The organism is Streptomyces sp. NPDC031479, assembly GCF_055581065.1.
In genome coordinates this window covers 35,842-54,919 of sequence record NZ_JBVIKC010000034.1, presented here as the reverse complement: position 1 = coordinate 54,919, position 19,078 = coordinate 35,842, and the positions used below count along the sequence as shown (strand labels likewise).

Annotated in this window: 14 protein-coding genes; 7 read left to right on the top strand and 7 right to left on the bottom strand. The window is 75.1% G+C overall.

Annotated features, from left to right (window positions below; genetic code table 11):
* The first annotated feature begins 25 nt into the window (after positions 1 to 25).
* Complete coding sequence (locus ACZ5D2_RS29510) at positions 26 to 1,702, top strand: AfsR/SARP family transcriptional regulator (protein ID WP_468933486.1); 1,677 nt, start codon at positions 26 to 28, stop codon at positions 1,700 to 1,702.
* A 412-nt stretch (positions 1,703 to 2,114) separates the two neighbouring features.
* On the top strand, positions 2,115 to 5,072 hold the full coding sequence (locus ACZ5D2_RS29505; RefSeq protein ID WP_468933483.1) for an AfsR/SARP family transcriptional regulator: 2,958 nt from the start codon (positions 2,115 to 2,117) through the stop codon (positions 5,070 to 5,072).
* A 48-nt stretch (positions 5,073 to 5,120) separates the two neighbouring features.
* Here the strand turns inward: ACZ5D2_RS29505 and ACZ5D2_RS29500 are convergent, their stop codons facing one another.
* Positions 5,121 to 5,753, bottom strand: coding sequence for a TetR/AcrR family transcriptional regulator (locus ACZ5D2_RS29500; RefSeq protein ID WP_468933480.1), 633 nt, complete (start codon positions 5,751 to 5,753; stop codon positions 5,121 to 5,123).
* 164 nt (positions 5,754 to 5,917) lie between these two features.
* Here ACZ5D2_RS29500 and ACZ5D2_RS29495 point away from each other — a divergent pair, with 164 nt between their 5' ends.
* A complete protein-coding gene (locus tag ACZ5D2_RS29495; protein WP_331733022.1) occupies positions 5,918 to 7,369 on the top strand; it encodes an amidase in 1,452 nt (483 codons plus the stop codon).
* Between the two features lie 2 nt (positions 7,370 to 7,371).
* On the opposite strand, the gene ACZ5D2_RS29490 is transcribed toward ACZ5D2_RS29495, so the two are convergent.
* The 3 genes from ACZ5D2_RS29490 to ACZ5D2_RS29480 all read right to left on the bottom strand — a co-directional run bounded on the left by ACZ5D2_RS29490 (position 7,372) and on the right by ACZ5D2_RS29480 (position 9,667).
* A complete protein-coding gene (locus tag ACZ5D2_RS29490; RefSeq protein WP_468933476.1) occupies positions 7,372 to 8,031 on the bottom strand; it encodes a nucleotidyl transferase AbiEii/AbiGii toxin family protein in 660 nt (219 codons plus the stop codon).
* On the bottom strand, positions 8,028 to 8,393 hold the full coding sequence (locus ACZ5D2_RS29485; protein ID WP_331733020.1) for a hypothetical protein: 366 nt from the start codon (positions 8,391 to 8,393) through the stop codon (positions 8,028 to 8,030). The genes ACZ5D2_RS29490 and ACZ5D2_RS29485 overlap by 4 nt, the downstream gene beginning before the upstream one ends.
* Positions 8,394 to 8,548: 155 nt before the next feature.
* On the bottom strand, positions 8,549 to 9,667 hold the full coding sequence (locus ACZ5D2_RS29480) for an alkene reductase (protein ID WP_468933473.1): 1,119 nt from the start codon (positions 9,665 to 9,667) through the stop codon (positions 8,549 to 8,551).
* Between the two features lie 184 nt (positions 9,668 to 9,851).
* Here ACZ5D2_RS29480 and ACZ5D2_RS29475 point away from each other — a divergent pair, with 184 nt between their 5' ends.
* The 3 genes from ACZ5D2_RS29475 (at position 9,852) to ACZ5D2_RS29465 (ending at position 14,531) form a co-directional block, all read left to right on the top strand.
* A complete protein-coding gene (locus ACZ5D2_RS29475; RefSeq protein ID WP_468933470.1) occupies positions 9,852 to 12,950 on the top strand; it encodes a BTAD domain-containing putative transcriptional regulator in 3,099 nt (1,032 codons plus the stop codon).
* A gap of 134 nt (positions 12,951 to 13,084) precedes the next feature.
* Positions 13,085 to 13,744, top strand: a complete 660-nt coding sequence (locus tag ACZ5D2_RS29470) for a DUF4232 domain-containing protein (RefSeq protein WP_468933467.1) — start codon at positions 13,085 to 13,087, stop codon at positions 13,742 to 13,744.
* A gap of 202 nt (positions 13,745 to 13,946) precedes the next feature.
* The gene (locus tag ACZ5D2_RS29465) at positions 13,947 to 14,531 is read left to right on the top strand and encodes a Rossmann-fold NAD(P)-binding domain-containing protein (protein ID WP_331733016.1); all 585 of its coding nucleotides are present in this window, start codon (positions 13,947 to 13,949) and stop codon (positions 14,529 to 14,531) included.
* A 92-nt stretch (positions 14,532 to 14,623) separates the two neighbouring features.
* Here the strand turns inward: ACZ5D2_RS29465 and ACZ5D2_RS29460 are convergent, their stop codons facing one another.
* A complete protein-coding gene (locus ACZ5D2_RS29460) occupies positions 14,624 to 15,355 on the bottom strand; it encodes a hypothetical protein (RefSeq protein ID WP_331733015.1) in 732 nt (243 codons plus the stop codon).
* A 374-nt stretch (positions 15,356 to 15,729) separates the two neighbouring features.
* Here ACZ5D2_RS29460 and ACZ5D2_RS29455 point away from each other — a divergent pair, with 374 nt between their 5' ends.
* Positions 15,730 to 16,596 carry a DUF8189 domain-containing protein gene (locus ACZ5D2_RS29455; RefSeq protein WP_331733014.1) on the top strand — a complete coding sequence of 289 codons (867 nt, stop codon included), beginning with the start codon at positions 15,730 to 15,732 and terminating at the stop codon, positions 16,594 to 16,596.
* 266 nt (positions 16,597 to 16,862) lie between these two features.
* Here the strand turns inward: ACZ5D2_RS29455 and ACZ5D2_RS29450 are convergent, their stop codons facing one another.
* Entirely contained in the window at positions 16,863 to 18,263 is a 1,401-nt protein-coding gene (locus tag ACZ5D2_RS29450; protein ID WP_331733013.1) for an oxygenase MpaB family protein, read from the bottom strand.
* 159 nt (positions 18,264 to 18,422) lie between these two features.
* Complete coding sequence (locus ACZ5D2_RS29445) at positions 18,423 to 19,067, bottom strand: TetR/AcrR family transcriptional regulator (protein ID WP_331733012.1); 645 nt, start codon at positions 19,065 to 19,067, stop codon at positions 18,423 to 18,425.
* Positions 19,068 to 19,078: the final 11 nt, after the last annotated feature.

The following is a 19,078-nucleotide window of genomic DNA, read 5'->3' as shown; positions in this document are numbered from 1 at the left end:
CGCTCGACACCGCCGAGGAGTCCGGATGCGGGCAGGGGACGGGGCCGACGGCGCGCCCGACGGTGACCACACCCCCCTCTTCCGGCTGCTCGGACCGGTCAGGGTGGGCCTGCCCGGCGCTCCGGCGGTCCGCCCCGGCCCGCCGCGCCGGCAGGCGGTCCTGAGCGTCCTCCTGTTACGGCGGCGCCGCCCGGTCACGGTGGCCGGGCTCGTCGCCGCCGTCTGGGGGGACGACGCCCCGGCCAGCGCGGCCGGGAACCTGCGCACCCACCTGTGGGGGCTGCGCACCCTGCTCGAACCCGGCCGCACCGCCCGGGGCCCGGCCCGGATCCTGCGCGGCGACGAGCACGGATACACGCTGCACACCCCGCCGGAATCGGTCGACGCCTGGCGGTTCGAGCAGCGGGCCGAGGCCGCCCGGCAGGCCCGCGAACGCGGCGACACCGCCGCCGAACACGCCCTGCTGGCCGGCGCCCTGGCCCTGTGGTCGGGGGAGGCCCTGGCCGGCGTACCCGGCCCGTTCGCGGAAGCGGAACGCACCCGGCTCGCCGCCCTGCGCACGACCGCCCGCAAGCGGCACATCGTCTGCGCCCTGCGCCTCGGCCTGCACCACACCGTGATTCCCGAACTGACGGCGCTCACCGCCGAGTTCCCGCTCGACGAGGAACTGCGGGCCCTGCTCATGCGGGCCCTGCACGGCTGCGGCCGGCAGGCGGAGGCCTTCACCGTGTTCGCCGACACGCACCGGATCCTGGCCGAGGAACTCGGCGTGACCCCGTGCCCGGAACTGACGGCCCTCCACGCCCGCCTGCTCACCGACGCGCCCAAGCCGCTCCTCCAGACCCGGCCCGTGGCCCCGGCCCGCCCGCTCGGGGCGGGAGCGCCCGCGGACGAGGCGGAACGCGCCCCGGCGGAGGAACGCGCCCACGCCGAGGAACGCGCCCTCGACGCGGCGGAACGCGTGCTCACCGGCACGGCGGGCCGCGCGGCCGTCCCCGTCCTGGTGCTCACCGGCCCCGCCGGGTCGGGCAAGCGGGCTCTGGCCGTGCGGATCGCGGACACCATCGCCCACCGTTTCCCCGACGGCCCGCTCTTCGTCGACCTGCGCACCCCGGTCACCCCGGTCACCCCGGTCACCCCGCACGCCCCGCACACCCGGGCCCCCGTCCCGGCCGGCCCCGGCCCCCTCCTGGCGGACCTCCTGCGCACCCTCGGGATTCCCGCGGCGAGGGTTCCCGACGATCCGGAGCAGCGGGCCGCGCTCTACCGGTCGGCCCTCGCGGTACGGCGCGTCCTGGTCGTCCTCGACGGCGCCCGGGACGCCGCACAGGTGACGCCCCTGCTGCCCGGCGCACCCGGCAACGCCGTCCTCGTCACCACCCGCTCCCGTGCCCTGGGCCTGCCCGGTGCGGCGTACGTCGACCTCGACGCCGCCCGGCCGCGGGCCGCGCGGACGGACCCCGGCGAAGGAACCCGCGCCCCGGACGGTGCCGTTGCGGGCCAGGAGCACCTGCCGCCCGAACTGGCGCGCGCCGCCCTCCTGCTCGCCCGCTCCGGACCCGGCCCGACGTCCGTCGGAGACCTCGCGGCCGTGCTGGGCACCGGTCTCACCGACGCCGCCCTCACCGCCGAGGCCCTGGTGGACGCGGGGGTACTGGACACTCCCGCCGCGGGCACCTACCGCCCGCAGGCCCGGCCCTGAGCACCGGCGCCGACCGCCGCCGCGAGTTTCGTGACGCGCTCCGGAGATTCGTCACGCCCCCCCGCCCGCGGGTGCGCCGCCGCCCGGAACATCCCCCAGTGGCCCCCGTCGGCGCGATCCGGCCGGGCACAGGTGCCCCCACCCACTCCATGCCTCCTATTGGTGCATGGCATTCACATGATCCTTCGAGAGTGCAGTCATGTCACCGGACCGCCTGGCAAGGTCGTTCCAGGCCCGGCGGTCCGGTTCCCCCGACCGGCCCGCCGGGCCATCGCAACCCCACCTGCTCTTCAACGGAGGTGACGCGTGCGCACGATCGCCGCCCACATCCCCACCGGACCGGTTCCGGCCCCCCACACCCTCCCGGCCCCCACGGACGAACGGACACTCCCGCCCCAGGAGGGAGCCCACCGTGACGAGCACTGAGTGCGAACCGTTCTTCTCCGTGCTCGGGGCGGTCCACGTCCGTCACGGCGACGCACCGCTCCCCCTCGGATCGCCGCAGCAGCGGGCGCTGCTCGCGATGCTCCTCCTGCGGCGCAACGACATCGTGGACCTCGACGAGATCGTCGACGGGCTCTGGGGCGAGGAGCCACCGCGCACGGCGGTGGGCACCGTCAGGTCACACGTCTACCGGCTCCGGCGCCCGCTCGGCCCCCGGATCGCGACGCACGGCCAGGGATACCTCCTGCACACCGCCCCCGGCACACTGGACCTCGACGTGTTCGACCGGCTGGTCGCCAAGGCCCGCGCCCGCGCGGCCGCGCAGGACACCGGCGAGGCGGCCGACCTGCTGGCCCGGGCGCTCGGCCTGTGGCGGGGGGCCCCGCTCGCCGGACTACCGGGCCCCTACGCCGCGATCCACCGTGAACGCCTGTCGGAACTGCGGCTGTCGGTGCTGCTGGAACGCATCGAGCTCGACCTGCGACTGGGGCGCCACGCCCGCCTCGTCCCCGAACTGACCAGGCTCTGCGCGGAACACCCCCTCCACGGCCGGCTGCGGGAACTCGCCGGGCTCGCGCTGGCCCGCAGCGGCCGCAACGCCCCGACGGCGCAGGACCACCAGGACCAGCGGGACGAGCGGCACACCCGCCCCCACCGGAGCCCCCGCACACCGCCCGCCGCCGGCGAACACTCCGCACCCGGTGAGCCCTCCGCCGCCGGTGACACCTCCGACGCCGACGGCCCCTCCGCACCCCACGAGCCCCCCGTCCGCCCGGACGGCGCGGGCGCCGACCTCCCCAGACCCGCCCAGCTCCCCTTCCCCCCGGACCACCTCGTCGGCCGCACCGAGGCGGTACGGGAGCTCATCGACACCCTGACGACGCCGCAACCCCTCGCTCCCGCCATCGCCACGGTCACCGGCACCGCGGGAGTCGGCAAGAGCGCGCTCACCGTCCACGTCGCCCAACGACTGCGTGACCACTACCCGGACGGGCAGCTGTACGCGAGCCTGCGCGGTACCTCGGGGGACCCCGCCGACCCCGCCGCCGTACTGGCCGGCTTCCTCCAGGCGCTCGGGACGCGAGAGCAGCGGATCCCGGACGGCCCGCACGAGCGGGCCGCGCTCTTCCGCACCACCGTGGCCGACCGGCGGATCCTGCTGGTCCTGGACGACGCCCGGGACACCGCCCAGGTCGAGGCACTGCTCCCGGGCTCGGCGACCTGCGCGGTGCTCGTCACGGCCCGCGCCGCGCTGGACGGGCTGCAGACCGCCCGCCGCGTGCGCCTGGAGCCCCTGGCCGTCCCCGAGGCGCTGGCCGTGCTCGGCGACGTCGCGGGCCGGCAGCGGATCGCCGCCGACCCCGGACAGGCGTCGGCCCTGGCCGAGCGGTGCGGCGGACTGCCCCTGGCCCTGCGCCTCGCCGGCGCGCGGCTCGCGGCACGGCCCTCGTGGTCGTTGTCCGACTTCGTCCGGCTGCTCGACGGCACCCACCCCGCCTTCCCCGCCCTGCCCCCGTTCTCCGTGTTCCCCGCCCCGGCCGGATCGCAGGACGGCGTCACCGCGTGCATCCGGCCCAGCTACGACCTGCTCGACGACGAGGAGGCCCGGCTGTTCCGGCTGCTGGCGCTCCCCCGCCGGGGCGCCACGGACATCGCGGGGGCGGCCGCCCTCGGCGGGCTCTCACCGGCGCGCGCCGGGCAGTTCCTGGAACGGCTGACCGGTCTGGGCCTGCTGGAATCCCCCTGTCCCGGGGTCTACCGCCAGTACCCCCTGCTGCGGATGTTCGCGGCCGAGCGCTCCCGCGAGGACGACCGCCCCGAGGAGCAGGCGGTGGCCATCACCCGCTTCCTCGACCACCTGCTCGCCGAGGCCCGCGCCGTGCACGCCGCCGAGCGTCCGGGCCACCGCGTCCTCGGCCTGCTCCCCCCGGACCCCTGCCCCGGCCGCCCCGACAGCCGCCGACGGCTGGTCGACCCCGAGCACGACGGCGCGCTCGCCGTCGCCGCGCAGATCCTCGAAGCCGTGCCGTCGGCCGTCGCCGTGGCCGCCGACCTCGCGCTCGCCGTCGAACCGCTCCTGGAGGGCTCGTACCTGTGGGCCGAGTCCCTCGAACCGCTCCGCGGGATCCTGCGGACCGCCCGGGACCAGGGCCACCTGCGTGCCGCGGGCCGCGCCGGCCACGTGCTCGGCAGCGCACTGGCCCACCTGGGGCGGGTGGACGAGGCGGACCGGATCCTGGACGCCGCCGAACACGCGGCGCGGGCGGTGGGGGACGACGCGGTGCACACCGGGATCCTCAACCGCCGGGCCCACGTCTGCCAGTACCGGGCGCAATGGCACCAGGCCGACGTCCTGCACCGGGAGGCCGTGACCGCCGCCGAGGCGTACGGGAGCGACTGGGCCTGCCGCAACGCCCGCGCGAGCAGCGTCAACACACTGCTGAGCCTCAGCCGGCCCGACGAGGCCGCCGAGATCAGCCGGACCACCCTCGCGTCCGCCGTCGACGCGGGGGACCGGGGCGGCCAGGCGTACGCCCTCTACAACCTGGGCCGCACCGCCCGCCACCAGGGCCGCACCGACGAGGCCGTCGACCGGCACCGGCAGGGCGCCGAACTGGGAGCGCGGTCCGGCTCTCCCACGATGGAGGCGATGAACCTGGTGTCGGAAACGGCCGCCCAACTGGCCGGGAACCGCCTGCCGGACGCCGTGGAGTGCGGCGAGCGCGCGGTGGAGGCGACCCGCAGGCTCCGCTGGCACGCGGCCGAGGTCCGGGCCCTGCGGCTCCTGGGCAGCGCCCTGGCGGCCACCGGCGACCGCAAGCGCGCCAGGGACCACCTCGACCAGGCCGCCGACGCCCTCACCCTCTCCGGCCTGCCCCGACACCCCGACGACCCGCTCCTGCCCCCCGACGTCCGGTCGGTGTGAGGCGACGCGGGCACGCACGGGCGGAGGGGGCCGCCCACCCCACCGGGATCACTCCGCGGCGCGGCCCTCCGCGGACGGGTCGGTCCCTGCGGCCGGGTGACGGTCCAGAACACCCCCGACGATCCTCATGAGCCGCTCGCCCGCGTGCTCGACGCTTCCGTTCTGGACGCTGACCTGGGCCCCTTCGAGCAGGAAGGTGATCTCCGCGGCCGCCCCGTCCGGATCGGGCAGTCCGGCCCGGGTACACAGGCCGGTGAGCCGGCGCAGCTGGCGGGCCTTGTGGGCTTCGACCAGCCGCCGCGCCGGGTGGGTGCGGTCGGGCAGTTCCGCCACGGAGTTGATGAACGGACATCCCCGGTGGGAGATCTCCGAGAGCCCGTCGGCGATGAACCGGGTGATCCCCAGGACCTGCGCCCGGGGATCGTCGGGGTGCGCTTCCTCCAGCCGGTCGAACACGGCCGTGTAGTCGGCCGCGACGATCCGCAGCCACTCCTCGACCAGCGCGTCCTTGGTCTCGAAATGGCGGTACAGCGCCATCTTGGTGGTCTCGGCCCGGTCGGCGATCGCCTGGACCCCCACCGCCCTGATCCCCTCGCGCGAGAAGAGCTCTTCCGCCGCGTCGAGGATCCGCTCGCGGGGCGGCAACTTGGCCACCCTGCTCTGCCTGCCGGCCCTGTCCATGCCCGCCACCCGGCCCCTCGTCGGTCCGGTGGGGCGTCACGTCGCACCACCTCCACCCCATGCTACGGTACCGCCCAGTCCCATGCGATACCGATCGGTATCGCACAGTACCGAGCGGTACCGTCTGCTCGATCCCGCCCTCCGCCCCTCCCGAACGGACGAAAATGAAGCTCTCCGAATACGTGGAACACGACGGCGTCGGCCTGGCCGGCCTGGTCGCCCGCGGGGAAGTGACCGCCGCGGAACTCGCCGCGACCGCCCGACGCGCGTCCGACGCGGTGAATCCGCTGATCAACGCCGTCGTCGAGACCTGGCCCGCCGAGGACGCCCCGGCTCCCGGCAGTACGCCACTGGCCGGGGTCCCCTTCCTGATCAAGGACCTCGCCGTCACGATGGCCGGCAAGCGGGTCGAGCTGGGCAGCCGCATCGCCGCAGGCAACACCGCCGCGGCCGACTCCTCCCTCATGACCCGCTTCCGTCGCGCCGGACTGGTGACCCTCGGACGCACCGCCACCCCGGAGTTCGCCTACAGCACCACCACGGAAGGCGTCCTGTACGGGGCCACCCGCAACCCCTGGGACCCGGCCCGCAGCCCCGGCGGCTCCAGCGGCGGCTCGGGAGCCGCCGTCGCCGCGGGCATCGTCCCGATCGCGCACGCCACCGACGCGGCGGGCTCCATCCGTGTCCCCGCCGCCGCCAACGGCCTGTTCGGGCTGAAGCCGACCCGCGGCCGCATCTCCATGGGCCCCGACGCGGACGAGGTCTTCAACGGGCTCGCCGTCCACGGCGCCCTCAGCCGCTCGGTACGCGACAGCGCCGCGCTGCTGGACCTCGTCCACGGCCCCGAGGCCGGTGACCCCTACGCCGCCCGGCGACCGCAACGGCCCTACGCCCAGGAGGTCACCCGCTCCCCGGGCAGCCTCAGGATCGGCCTCCTCACCCGGCCCTGGGGCGGCCGGGCCGTCGACGCGGTGGTCGTCGACGCCACGCTGCGCTCGGCCCGCCTCGCCGAGTCCCTGGGGCACCGGGTGGAAGAGGTCCGGGTCGACCTCGGCGTCGACTGGGAGGAATTCGTCCTGGCCAACGCCCGCCTCTGGAGCACCAACCTGGTGACCTGGATCGACGGCTTCGCCGCGGCCTCCGCACGACCCGTCGACCCCACCACCGTCGAACCCTGGACGCTGGCCGCCTACACCTACGGACAGCGGGTCAGCGGGACGGAGTTCGTCGACGCCCTCGCGATGCGCAACGGCGTCGCGCGCGCGATCGGCCGGTACTTCACCGACCACGACCTGCTGCTCACCCCGACCCTGCCCGAACTGCCCGTCCCCCTGGGCACGTACGCCGAGGGCGCCGAAGGCGCGGACGGTCTCGGCCGGCTGCGGCAGCTCCTGCACCGCTCGCCCTTCACCGCCCCGTTCAACGTCGCGGGCACCCCCGCCATGTCCGTCCCCCTGGAGACCGACCCCGCCACTGGACTCCCCGTGGGCGTCCAGTTCGCCGCGGGCCACGGACGCGAGGACGTCCTCTTCCGCCTCGCCGGACAGCTGGAACGGGCCGCGCCCTGGGCGCGGCGGACCCCCGCCGTGTGGGCGGGCGGTCACGACGGCGCCTGACGTCAGCGCGTGTCGCGGGCGAGGCGCCGTCCGACGTCGGTGGCCCAGCGCCGGGCCCACGCGCGGATCTCCGCGACGCCGGCCGGCTCCACGCCGTAGGCCAGGAACTCCTCGTCGTCGTACCAGTCGGCGCCGGCCAGCCGGTCGCGCAGGTCTTCGAGGCGGAAGTCGTCGCGCCCGTGCCGCCTGCCGAGGCGCTCCAGGTCGGCGGCGCCGCGCAGGAGGGACGCGGCGTGCACGTCGATGAGGTCGCGCACGAATCCCCGGTCGGCCAGCGCGCGGACCTTGGTGCCGATCACGTCGTCGAGGGCGAGGACCGGGCCGTACTCGGTCTGTTCGGGGGCCGACCAGAGGTTCTCCTTGAGGACGTCGACCTCGCACGTGGCACCGTCGGCCGGGTCGGTCACCAGCAGGCGCGCGGAGAGCGGGTCGACGCCGATGACGGTGACGCGCCAGCCGCGCTTGCCGAGCTCGTGGACCAGGTCCGCGGCGATGTCGTCCATGGGGGCCGGGTTCTCGGTGGCGACGTCGAGGTCCTGGCTGAGGCGGTCGACGAGCCCGTGGGCCTGTACGGCGTACCCGCCGGTGATCACGAGGGGGTAGGGGCTGCCGATGGCGATCACGTCGGCCAGGAGCCGGCGGTGCAGTGCGCTGAGGTTCACGCCGCTGACGACGTCCCGGCCGCGAGCTGCGGGAAGCGTTCCTCCCACACCTCCCGGACGTGCCGGCTGACCAGGGTGCGCAGGGCCGGCCACTGCGCGGTGAGCAGATCGCGGTCGAGGAAGGCGACGAGGTCCTCGTACTGCCCCTCGGCGAGCACCGTGCGGTACAGGCTCATGCGCTGGCGGGGGCGGTCCAGGTCGTACGTCCGCAGCCCGGACCAGGCCACGTGGAGCGGCAGCTCGACCGGGCCGGAGACGGGACCCGCCAGGTCGTGGAGGGAGACCGGCAGACGGCCGGCGTACCGGGCGCGCAGTACCTCGCCGGCCAGTGCCGGTGGGACGGGGGAGGACAGCTGAGCCATGCGGCCAGTATCCCGCGTCGCACCAGCCACTGGCACAGCAGATCCGCCGTTCAGGCCGGAGACGCGCCCCGAACAGGCGCATCGGGCATGTGTTCGACCACTTCGGATCGAACAGGGCCGGCGCTTCGCCGTGACCGCCGCGCACGACGGGGCGGTCAGGCGACGGCCGGTTCGAGGACGCCCCGGTCGGTCTCCGCGGTGTGCACCGGGTAGTCGGTGTAGCCGTCGCTCCCGCCACCGTAGAACGTGCCGTCCTCGCGGAGCCGGTTGAGCGGCGCGCCGGCCCGCAGCCGTTCGACCAGGTCGGGGTTGGCCAGGAACGACCGCCCGAGGGAGATCAGTTCGGCACCGGCGGCCAACAGCCGCTCGGCAGCGGCCTTGCCCCCGTCCTCGGGCAGCGGCCCGCCCCACCCCAGCACGGGGTTCGCGATCAGCGTGCCCGGCCAGGCCCGCCGGATCTCCCGGAACAGCGCGTCGTCGGGGTCGGCGAAGACGACGTGCAGATAGGCGAGCCCGTGGCGGGCGAGGGCCGGCACCAGCTCCCGGTAGATGTCCCCGGTGTCTCCCTCCGCCATGCCGTTGACGGTGACCCCGGGGGAGATCCGCACCCCGACCCGGTCGGGGCCGATCGCGTCGGCCACGGCTTCCACCACCTCCAGGAGGAACCGGATCCGGTTGCCCACCGTCCCGCCGTAGGCGTCCGTACGACGGTTGGTGCCCCGGCCCAGGAACTGGTGCAGCAGGTAGCCGTTGGCCCCGTGGATCTCGACCCCGGAGAAGCCCGCCTCCACCGCCTTGCGGGCGGACTCGGCGAAGTCGGCGACCGTGGTGGCGATCTCGCCGACGGTCATCTCGCGCGGCACCACCGCCGGCCGGGCGCCACCGGCGGTGTGCACGGTGTCGGGCAGCGCCACCGCCGAGGGCGCGAGCGGGGTGAGACCGCTGTTGTCGGGGTGGCCGACCCGGCCGCCGTGCTGGAGCTGGAGGAACATCCGGCCGCCCGCCTCCCGCACGGCCCCGGTCACCAGCCGCCACCCGGCGACGTGCGAGGCGTCGTGGAGGGCGGGGATGTTCGCGTAGGTCTGCCCCACGGCGTTCGGAGTGGTGCCTTCCGCGATGATCAGACCGGCGGAGGCGCGCTGGGCGTAGTAGGTGGCCATCAGTTCGCCGGGCGTGCCGTCGGCGGCGGCGCGGTTGCGGGTCATCGGCGCCATGACGAGCCGGTTGGGCAGGTCGAGGGCGGCGAGGCGGGTGTTCTCGAAGAGCGAGGACATCGGGATCTCCGTTCGGGAAGGGGCCGGGAGCCGGCTCCGGACCGGCGTCCGGGGCGGGCTGGTGCGCCCCGGACTTCGTACGAGGAACTCTGCTGGCCGGCGCTTCGCATCCGCTGACGGTCCGCTGACGGTCCGCCGCCGGTGCCTGACGGGTCCGCCGGAGCCGGTGTGTACGGTGATCCACATGAGGTTCGGGGTACTCGGTCCGCTGACGGTCCACGACGACGGGGGCGAACCCGTCAGGGTGGCCGAGGCCAAGGTGCGGGCCCTGCTGGCCGACCTGCTCGTGCACGACGGCCGGGTCGTCTCCGCCGACCGGCTCATCGACGACCTGTGGGGCGGGCACGCCCCGGGCAACCCGGCCAACGCCCTCCAGGCGAAGGTCTCCCAGCTCCGCCGCACCCTCGGCCGCGAACGGGTGCTGCACCAGCCTCCGGGTTACCGCCTGGACCTCGGCGAGGACCCGTCCGCGCTCGACGCGCACCACTTCCGGGCCCTGGCCGCCCGCGCCCGGGCCACCGCGGAACCGCGGCTCCGCGTCCGCCTGTTCGACGAGGCGCTCGACCTGTGGCGCGGCGACGCGTACGCCGATTTCGCGGACGCCGCCTTCGCCCGCCCGGCCGCCCACCGGCTCGCCGAGGAGCGGCTGACCGTCCTGGAGGAGCGCGCGGAGGCCCTCCTGGAAACGGGCGAGCACACCGCGCTGACCGGAGAACTCACCGATCTCGTCGCCGCCCACCCCCTACGGGAGCGGCTGCGCGCCGTCCAGCTCCGGGCGCTGTACCGCGCCGGGCGGCCCAGCGAGGCCCTGGCCTCCTACGCCGCGCTCCGCGACCGGCTCGCCGAGGAACTCGGCACCGACCCGGGCCCCGAACTGGCCGCACTCCACACGGCGATCCTCCGCCAGGACCCCGCCCTCGCCGCCCCCGCCCTCGCGCCCCGGCCCCCCGAACGAGCCCCCACACCTCCCTCCCTCCCGACACCCCCGACCCCGCTGATCGGCCGGCACGCATCCCTCACCGCCCTCACGGACCTGTTCGCCACCACCCGGCTGGTGACACTGACCGGGCCGGGCGGCGTGGGCAAGACCCGGCTCGCCCTCGCGGCGGCCGAGCGGATGGCCGCCTCGCGTGACGTCGTCCTCGTCGAACTGGCCTCGTCGACGGGCGACGCGGACGCGCTCGCGCAGGCCGTCTGCACCGCCCTCGGCCTGCGCCAGAGCCCCATGGAAGCCGAGGAGCGGGCCGTACACCGGCTGGCCGCGGCCCTGCGCGAACGCCCGCTGCTGCTGGTCCTCGACAACTGCGAGCACGTCGTGGACGCCGCCGCCGAACTGTGCTCCACCCTGCTGCGCTCCGCACCGCACCTGCACGTCCTCGCCACCAGCCAGGAGCCGCTGACGGTGGCCGGGGAGGTCACCCACCCCCTCGGGCCGCTCCCGGCACCCGACGCCGTACGGCTCTTCACCGAACGCGCCACCGCCGCCGGGCCGGGCTTCGCCCCCGACCCGGCGCAGCAGGCACTCGTCGCCGAGATCTGCGCCCGCCTGGACGGCCTGCCTCTGGCCCTGGAACTGGCGGCGACGCGGGTACGCGCGCTCGGCCTGGAAGAACTCGCCACCCGACTGAACGACCGCTTCCGGCTGCTGACCTCCGGCCGGCGCGACGCCCCGGCCCGCCAGCAGACCCTCCGCGCCGTGATCGACTGGAGCTGGGGGCTGCTGGGCACGGCGGAACAAACCGTCCTGCGCCGCCTCTCCGTCCACCGGGACGGATGCACGCTCGACGCCGCCGAAGCCGTCTGCCCGGGCGACGGCGTCGCCCGCGACGAGGTGCTGGACCTGATCACGCGTCTGGTCGACCGTTCCCTCGTGGCCATGGCACCCGGTCCGGCCGGCACGCCCCCGCGCTACCGGCTGCTGCAGTCCGTGGCGGAGTACGCGGGGGAGCAGCTCGAACACCACGGTGAGCGGGACGCCCTGCGCGACCGGCACCTGCGCCACTACCTGGCCCTCGCGCAGACCGCCGACGCGGGCCTGCGCGGGCCCGAACAGCGTCTGTGGCTCGCCCGGCTCGACGCGGAGGCCGCGAACCTCCGCGCGGCCCTCGCGGCGGCCGGCACCACCGACCGGGCCACCCGCCTCGCCGATGCCCTCACCTGGTGGTGGCTGCTGCGCGGCCGGCTCACCGAGGCCCACCGCACCCTCACCGCCCTGCTCCCCGAACTCGGCTCCGCACAGCGCTCCTTCACCCTGCTCACCGCGAGCGCCCCGGTGCCGGACACCGCTCCCGCCACCGCCGATCCCACCCCCCGGAACCTGTGGCTGTCGGCGTACGCCCTCTTCCACGCGGGCCACCCGACCGCCGCCGCGGAGGTCAACGCCCGCGCCCTCGCGCTCTTCACCGCGGCCGGGGACCGCTGGGGCACGGCGGCCTCCCTGGCCCTGAGGGCCCACACGGCCCTGGCCACGGGCGTCCTCTCCACGATCCGGGAGGACGCTGAGGACAGCGCCCGCGCCTTCCGGGAACTGGGCGACGCCTGGGGCGAGCTGCAGACCGTCGTCCCCCTCGCGGCCCGCGCGGAGGTCATGGGCGACCACCCGGAGGCCGCCCGCCGCCACACCGGGGGACTGCGCCTCGCCCGGGACCTCGGCATGGAGAGCGAAGTGGCCGCGCACCTGTCCGGACTCGGCCGCCTGGCCCTCCTCGACCAGGACTGGGACCGCGCCCACGACCTGCACGAACAGGCCCGGAGCCGGGCCGCGGCGCAGGGCAACAAGTTCGGCGAGGTCCACGCCCTGATGGGCCTCGCCCTCGGCGCCCGCCGCTCGGGAGACCTCGACGCGGCCGAGCGGTACCTGACCCGGCTCCAGGACGAGACGTCCTCCCCGGTCGGCCGGCACCTCCTCCTCGCCGAACTGGGCTTCACCCACGAGCTGCGCGGCGACGCCGCCCGCGCCCGGACCCACCACCTGAGCGGCCTGGACGCCGCCCGCTCCCTGGACGCCCGTGCCGTGGCCCTCTCCCTGGAAGGCCTGGCCGGCGTCGCGGCCCTCTCCGGCGACCCCGAGGGCGCCGCACGCCTGCTCGGCGCCGCCGACGCGGCCCGCCGGACCGCCGGGGCCCCGCTCCCCGCGGCCGAACGCGCCGACGTCGACCGGATCACCGCCTCGGCCGTCGCCGCCCTCGGCCCCGACGCCTTCGCGGACGCCTTCACCCGGGGCGGTACGGAGCCGGGGTTCCCGGGTCCGGAGGAGGACCGCCCCGTCTTCGCGATCATGTAACCGGTCTGCGACAGCGCTGTCCTGGAACGAAGACACCGGTACCCCGGTGGCTCACAGCTCCCTCATAGTGATCGAACCAGCACGGGAAGCCGATACCGCCTCGGCTCCGTACACCGCTCACCCAAGGGGATTTCATGTCCGGCAACCGTCGCAAGGCCTTCCTCGTCTCCACGGCCGTCGTGTGCGGCGCCCTGCTGATGACGGCCTGCCAGGACACGGACGCGGCCGCCGGTGCGGGCGCCGCGCAGGGTTCCTCGTCCACCCCGCCGGCCGCCGGCGCGGCCACTCCGCCCGGCTCACCGGCCGCGGGCGCCTCCAAGGGGTCCGACACCACGGGCAAGGGGACCAAGGGCGGGACCGGGACCGGCACCGGCACCGGCGGTGCGAAGCCGGTCGGGCAGACCTGCGGCGCGAACGACATCGCCTGGAGCACCAAGTCCGAGACCCAGGCGGGCGGATACATCCTGATCACCGCGAAGGCGAAGCCCGGGATCACCTGCGTCCTGCCGGCCGCGCTCCCCACCGTGGCGTTCGGTTCCGACGGCACCCAGGCCGGTCCCGCGGAGCAGGCCGTCGGCAAGCAGATCACGCTGAGCGGGAGCACCGCCGCCTACGCCGGAGTGAACCCGAAGACCACCAAGGCGAACGGCGGCAAAGAACTGGAGAGCATCATCGTCGCCGTCGGTGACGGCGACCCCGACCCGGTCTCCCTGCCGGTCGGCACCATCACCGTGGACAAGCCGGTCGTCACCAACTGGCACACCTCCCCGAAGGACGCCGTTCCCGGCAGCTGACCAGGCCCGCGGCGGCCATCCGGCCCACCGGCCCGGAGCCGCCGAAGTGCCGAAACGTCTTCCGAGCGGGGCCGGGAGATCTACGCCAAGAACCCCGCACGGTTCAAGCGGAAGGCCATCCAATTCGAGCTGGACCTGTCGAGGAGCATCCTCGACGGCATCGACGGTCACACCCCGCCGCCGAGCTGAAGAGCATGCCCGAATGAATGTCACCGAGCCGACCCTTCGAAGTCCGGTGCTGGTGGTCGGCGGTACGGGGATGCTGGCCGGAGTCGTCGGCGGGCTGGTCCGTGAGGGCCACACCACCGTCGTCGTGTCCCGTAGGCCACCCGCCCCGGCCGTCTTCGGGAGCCACGGCACGGCGGGCGGCGTGCTGATACCCGTCAGCGCGGACTACACCGAGCCCGCGCGGTTCGCGCGGGCGCTCCGCCGTACCGCGGCCCGTACGGGACCGTTCCGGCGGGCCGTGCTGTGGGTTCATGCCCGGGGACGGCCGCACGCGTACGCCGCCGTCGCCGACGTCCTGGCGCGGGACGCGTCGGTGATCGAGGTCGTCGGCAGCGGAGCCCTGGCCCCCACCGCGCCGCCACCCCGGCCGCCCGAAGCCCTCGGCCGCGCGCGCCACCGCGTCGTCGTCCTCGGATTCACCGGTACCGGGCCGCACACCCGGTGGCTCGACCACGGGGAGATCAGCGAGGGCGTACTCGCCGCGCTGCGGGCTCCCGAGGACGACCGGCCTCGCGTCGTCGGACGGGTTCGCCCCTGGGAGGACCGCCCGTCGGCATGAAACGCCGCCGGCACACGCCCGTGGGCGCCCTCGGCCGAGCCTGCCGTGCACCGGTCCCCGACGGCCCGCGACCTCGCCGGGCCCGGTCGGCGTCACAGGTCCAGCGCGGCGAACGCGGCGTCGAGGAATCCGTCCGGCAGCCCCGCCCCCGTCCAGGTCCAGCCGGACGGACTCACCGACTCGGCCGCTTCCTCGACGGCCGTTCCCGCGCCGGCGGGGTCTTCCACGGGCAGGCCCAGGGCGACCACCGCCCAAGCGGCCAGGGCCTCGACATCCAGGTACTGCCACCATTCGGCGTCATCCCAGCCCCGTCGTTCGGCGGCCCTGTCCGTCCAGGCCGTCCGGAAGAGCAAGGTCAGCGTGGTGCGGGGATCGGCCGAAGCGGCTTCGACGGCGCACCGCACGGCCCGCAGCCGTTCCAACTCCCCGGCCCAGGGATGCGCCGCGAAGAATTCCAGATTGCCGCGAAGGGTGGGCCGGAACGCCCGCCCCCGGCCACGGTTCCAGCGCTCGGCCGGTGCCCACAGGCCACCCGGGCCGTCGCCCAGCCGGGCGGCCCGGGCATCGGCCGTGACATCGCCGAGCACCGCGTCGCGCCATCCGAGCCCGTACGCCTTCTGGGCGGCAACGATCGCGTGGATCCGTTCGTCGCCGGCCGGCGCGTCGAGAAGCGCGTCGTCGCAGCCGTCCCACAGCACGGCGAGCGCCGCGGTCACCGCCTCCGCGCAGCGCGCGTGCAGATCACCCACGGGTACGCGGGTCCAGGGCAGCAGCGCCAGATACGTCCTGCCCCACACGTCCCGCCCGCTGGTGTTCCCCGACATGGCCCTGCCCTCGTAGATCGGAATGTGGGTGCGCGACGCCACGGCCCCGCCACACCCACGCGATTGTCGGCGATCGGCCGACGGCCGACGGCCGAGGCCCCGAAGAACGCGAGTCCGCGCACACACATCGCACACCACACCGACTCCGTCGGCCCCACCGGGCCCACTCGGATCAGGGGTTCCTCAGGGTGCGGACCGGGGGCGACCCGGACGCGGCGCTCGATCCTGTCGGCGGAGCTGGCCGGATTCATGGCCTGGTGCGAACCGCCCTGCGTCGGGAGGATTCTCTCCGGCCACACGGGCCGGTCTGGAGAGCGGGGGGACCGATGAGATCACTTCGGAGAGCTTTACGGGACGGATGGGCCGGGGCATGGGTGCGCGGCACGGTCGCGGTGGCGCTGACGTGCACCGGGGTCGCGATGGCTCCCACGGCGGTGGCGCAGGCGGCCTCGGCCGCGTGCTCGACGGACACCGGGGCCACGGGCCTGGCGAGCTCGCCGGTGGCGGGCACTCTGGTGTCCGTCGAGCGTGCGGATGGCCGGATCGCGCAGCTCCAGCTCTTCTACGACGCCACTGCGACCAGAGGGCTGCCCTTCGTCTGGCATCGAGAGCAGAACGGACCGGGCGGCGCGTACGGGGGCTGGCAGCGGGTGAGCGCGGCGACCGTGGGCCCGAAGAGCTACGCCATGACGGCGATCGAGAACTCGGCGGGCAGGCTGGAACTGTTGTTCTCCACTTACGGTTCCTTCTGCCACACGGTGGAGGATGACGGCGGTGCGGGCGGCTGGAGCGCGGTGGACGGCTTCGGCCTCGCGCCGACGCCGTACCACGGTGGAGTCGTGCTGTTCAAGGAGCAGGACGGCAGCATCGACGCCTTCGCCTCAGGGGCGTACGGCGGCGGCTCGATGGAGCTGCGCCATCAGCAGAACGCGGGCGCCGGCTGGGGCCCGAAACAGTCCATGGGTCAGGTGCCGGACGCCGGTGTGGGCCTGAGCCAGCCCGGTACCGTGGAACAACTGCCCGACGGCAGGCTGCACGTGACGGCACGAGAGTGGAACAGGGACCGCACCTGGGAGATCCGGCAATCGGCGCCGGGCGGTGGCTGGGGGCCCTGGCAGCCGGTGGTCCCGGGCGCCGCACCACCCCCGCGGGCCGCCGCCGGGGCCGCCACGGCTCACAGCGCCACCGCCGGCCCGTGGCCGACGGCGGACGCATCGCCGGCCTCCGGGACGGCGGCATAGTCGAGTCCACTGAGACGGTGATCTCCTCGCCGTGGGCGCGGGGTACCGGCCGGTCCGTGCCCTCCCGCTCCACCCACTGCGCGAGCGCTCGCGTGGGCCGGTGTGCCCCGGCCGAGCGGTGCTGGTGCCGGGCGGCACGGATCCGGGCCCGCGCGGTACGCCGCTCCCGGCGGGCATCGACGCTCCTACGGGCGCCGCGAGCGTGCGGTCCGTTCCACACAGCGCGCCGTCCGGCGCCGTCCGGTCACGGATCCGGCCGCTGCGCTTCAGGCCCGTCCGAGCAGGCCCGCCCCGGCGGCGCTGTCGGTCCGGGCGGTGAAGAAGTCACAGAACGCGGCGACGAACTCCGCCTCCTCGACCCGTCCGTCCCCGTCCGCGTCCAGCTCCCGGAATCCGTCGTTGAGTTCGGCCGGGTGCACCCGGGGGCCCCCGAACAGCAGTCGGTACTCGTCCGCCCCCAGGCAGCCGCTGCCGTCGGCGTCGGCGGCCCGGAACAGCGCCCGCACCGCCGGGACGAGGCCTTTCTCCAGGTACGCCGGGTCACGGTCCACCCCGGCCAGCATCGCGGACACGAACTCGCGGCAGTCCACGCCCCCGTCGCCGTCGCCGTCCACGCCCCCGTCGGCCGCCGCCCGGAGCTGCCGCCACCAGCCCTCGAATGCGGCGTACACCTCGTCCTCCCGCTCGGCGGGCAGTTCGAGCCGCCAGCACACGGTGTGCACCATGGCCTGGAGGTCGGCGGAGTCCACCCGCCCGTTGCCGGTCTGGTCCAGCACCTGGCGGAAGAACGCCTCCAGCCGGGCCGGACGGGAGTCGCCGCCGCTCCGGGCCCTGGGCACCACCACCCGCGTGGGCGCGCCGCTCACGGAGCGGCGGCGGTAGCGCACCCGGTCGGGAGCCACGGCCATGGCGCGGCGCAGTCCGTGGTGCAGCGTCCACGACAGCATGGCGCCCCCGGGCCCGCGCGACGTCCCGAACTTCTCGTGCCAGGCCGGCGGCAGATCACTGACCGTGAGGGCGGCCAGTGCGCGGGCGATCACCACCCGCAGCAGCGGCCACGCGGGTGCCAGCCGCCCCAGCCGGCGGGGGACGGGGGCGTTGCGGAGCATCCCGTGGAGCAGGTCGTGGACCTCGGGGCCGTACTCCAGGACCTCCCGGACCGTGCGCTCGACGTACGCCGGGACATCGGCGGCGCCCGCCGGGAGCACCTCGCCCGGAATCCCGAGGGCGGCACACACGTCCAGGAACTCCGCGTACAGCACGTCGCGTTCGGCGGGCGACAGCGGATCGCCGGACAGTTCGCGCATGGCGGTCATGGACTCGTACAGCGTGACCATCACCCAGCCGCGGACCTCGGGATCCTCGGCGCTGTACGCCCGCCCGGCCGCGTCGGTCCCGTGGATGCGCCGGTGCGTGCGCTGGAGGCGGGCCACTTCCAGGCGCCGTTCCTCGGGCCCGGCGAAGAACAGCCTGCTGCCGCTCTCCATGGTGTGCTCGACCCGCCGCCAGGGGTGGGCACGGTAGGTGGAGTACCGGTCCATGCCCGCGGCGACGACGGGATGGGCGATCTGCAACACGAGCAACCGCCATGCCACGAGCCCGATGCGCCGCTCGCCCAGGGTCCGCCGCAGCAGGGTCTCGACAGCGGGTAAGGCCACAGAGGTCACAGGAGCTTCCTTCTCTCACGGGGGACACCGACACCCCGTACAACGCTCCCGCCCCCTGCCCGGCCCGCCCGGACTCCGGCCTCCACTCTGACGGGCGTCCCCCCGAACGCCCGCCCGCCCCGCCCGACGCCCCGTCGCGGGCGTCGGGCGGGAGGAAAGTCACCGCAAGCTGGCGCAGCGCGGCACCAGCCCGTCGAGGACGGCGGTACAGGCGGCCTGCAGGGAGGCCTCCAGGTCCGCCTCGTCCTCCGGGCCGCGCGTCCACTGGTAGAGCGTGCCGAGGTAGATGTCGCGCAGCATGTGGCCGGCCAGCTCGGCGTCGACGTCCTGCGGTACGTCGCCCCGCTCGCGCCCCGTCCTGATGAACTCGCTGAACATGTGGGCCGCGTACGGATGCTCGTGGAGCGGGAACCCGGCGCGCACCCAGGCGGTCAGCATCGCCTTGGTCTGGGGCGGGTTCCGCAGGCTGATGTCGGCGAGGATGGTCATGCACCGGGACAGGACCTGGCGGGTGGCCTTGTCCTCGGAGTTGGTGAGCCCCCCCGCCTCCAGGCCCTCGCGCAGCAACGCCCGCCGTTCCTGCCCCCATTCGGCGATGAGGTCTTCCTTGCGCTGGAAGTGGTTGAAGAAGGTGCCGCGCGCCACGTCGGCCCGCTCGGTGATCTCGTCGACCGTGGTCTGGTCGTACCCCTGCTGGGTGAAGAGGACCAGCGCGGCCTCGTAGATCCGGTTCTTGACACGCAGTTTGTTGCGTTCGCGGCGGCCCTGCGGTTCCGTCGCGGTGGTGGACGGTGTGTCTCCCATGTGTACTCCTG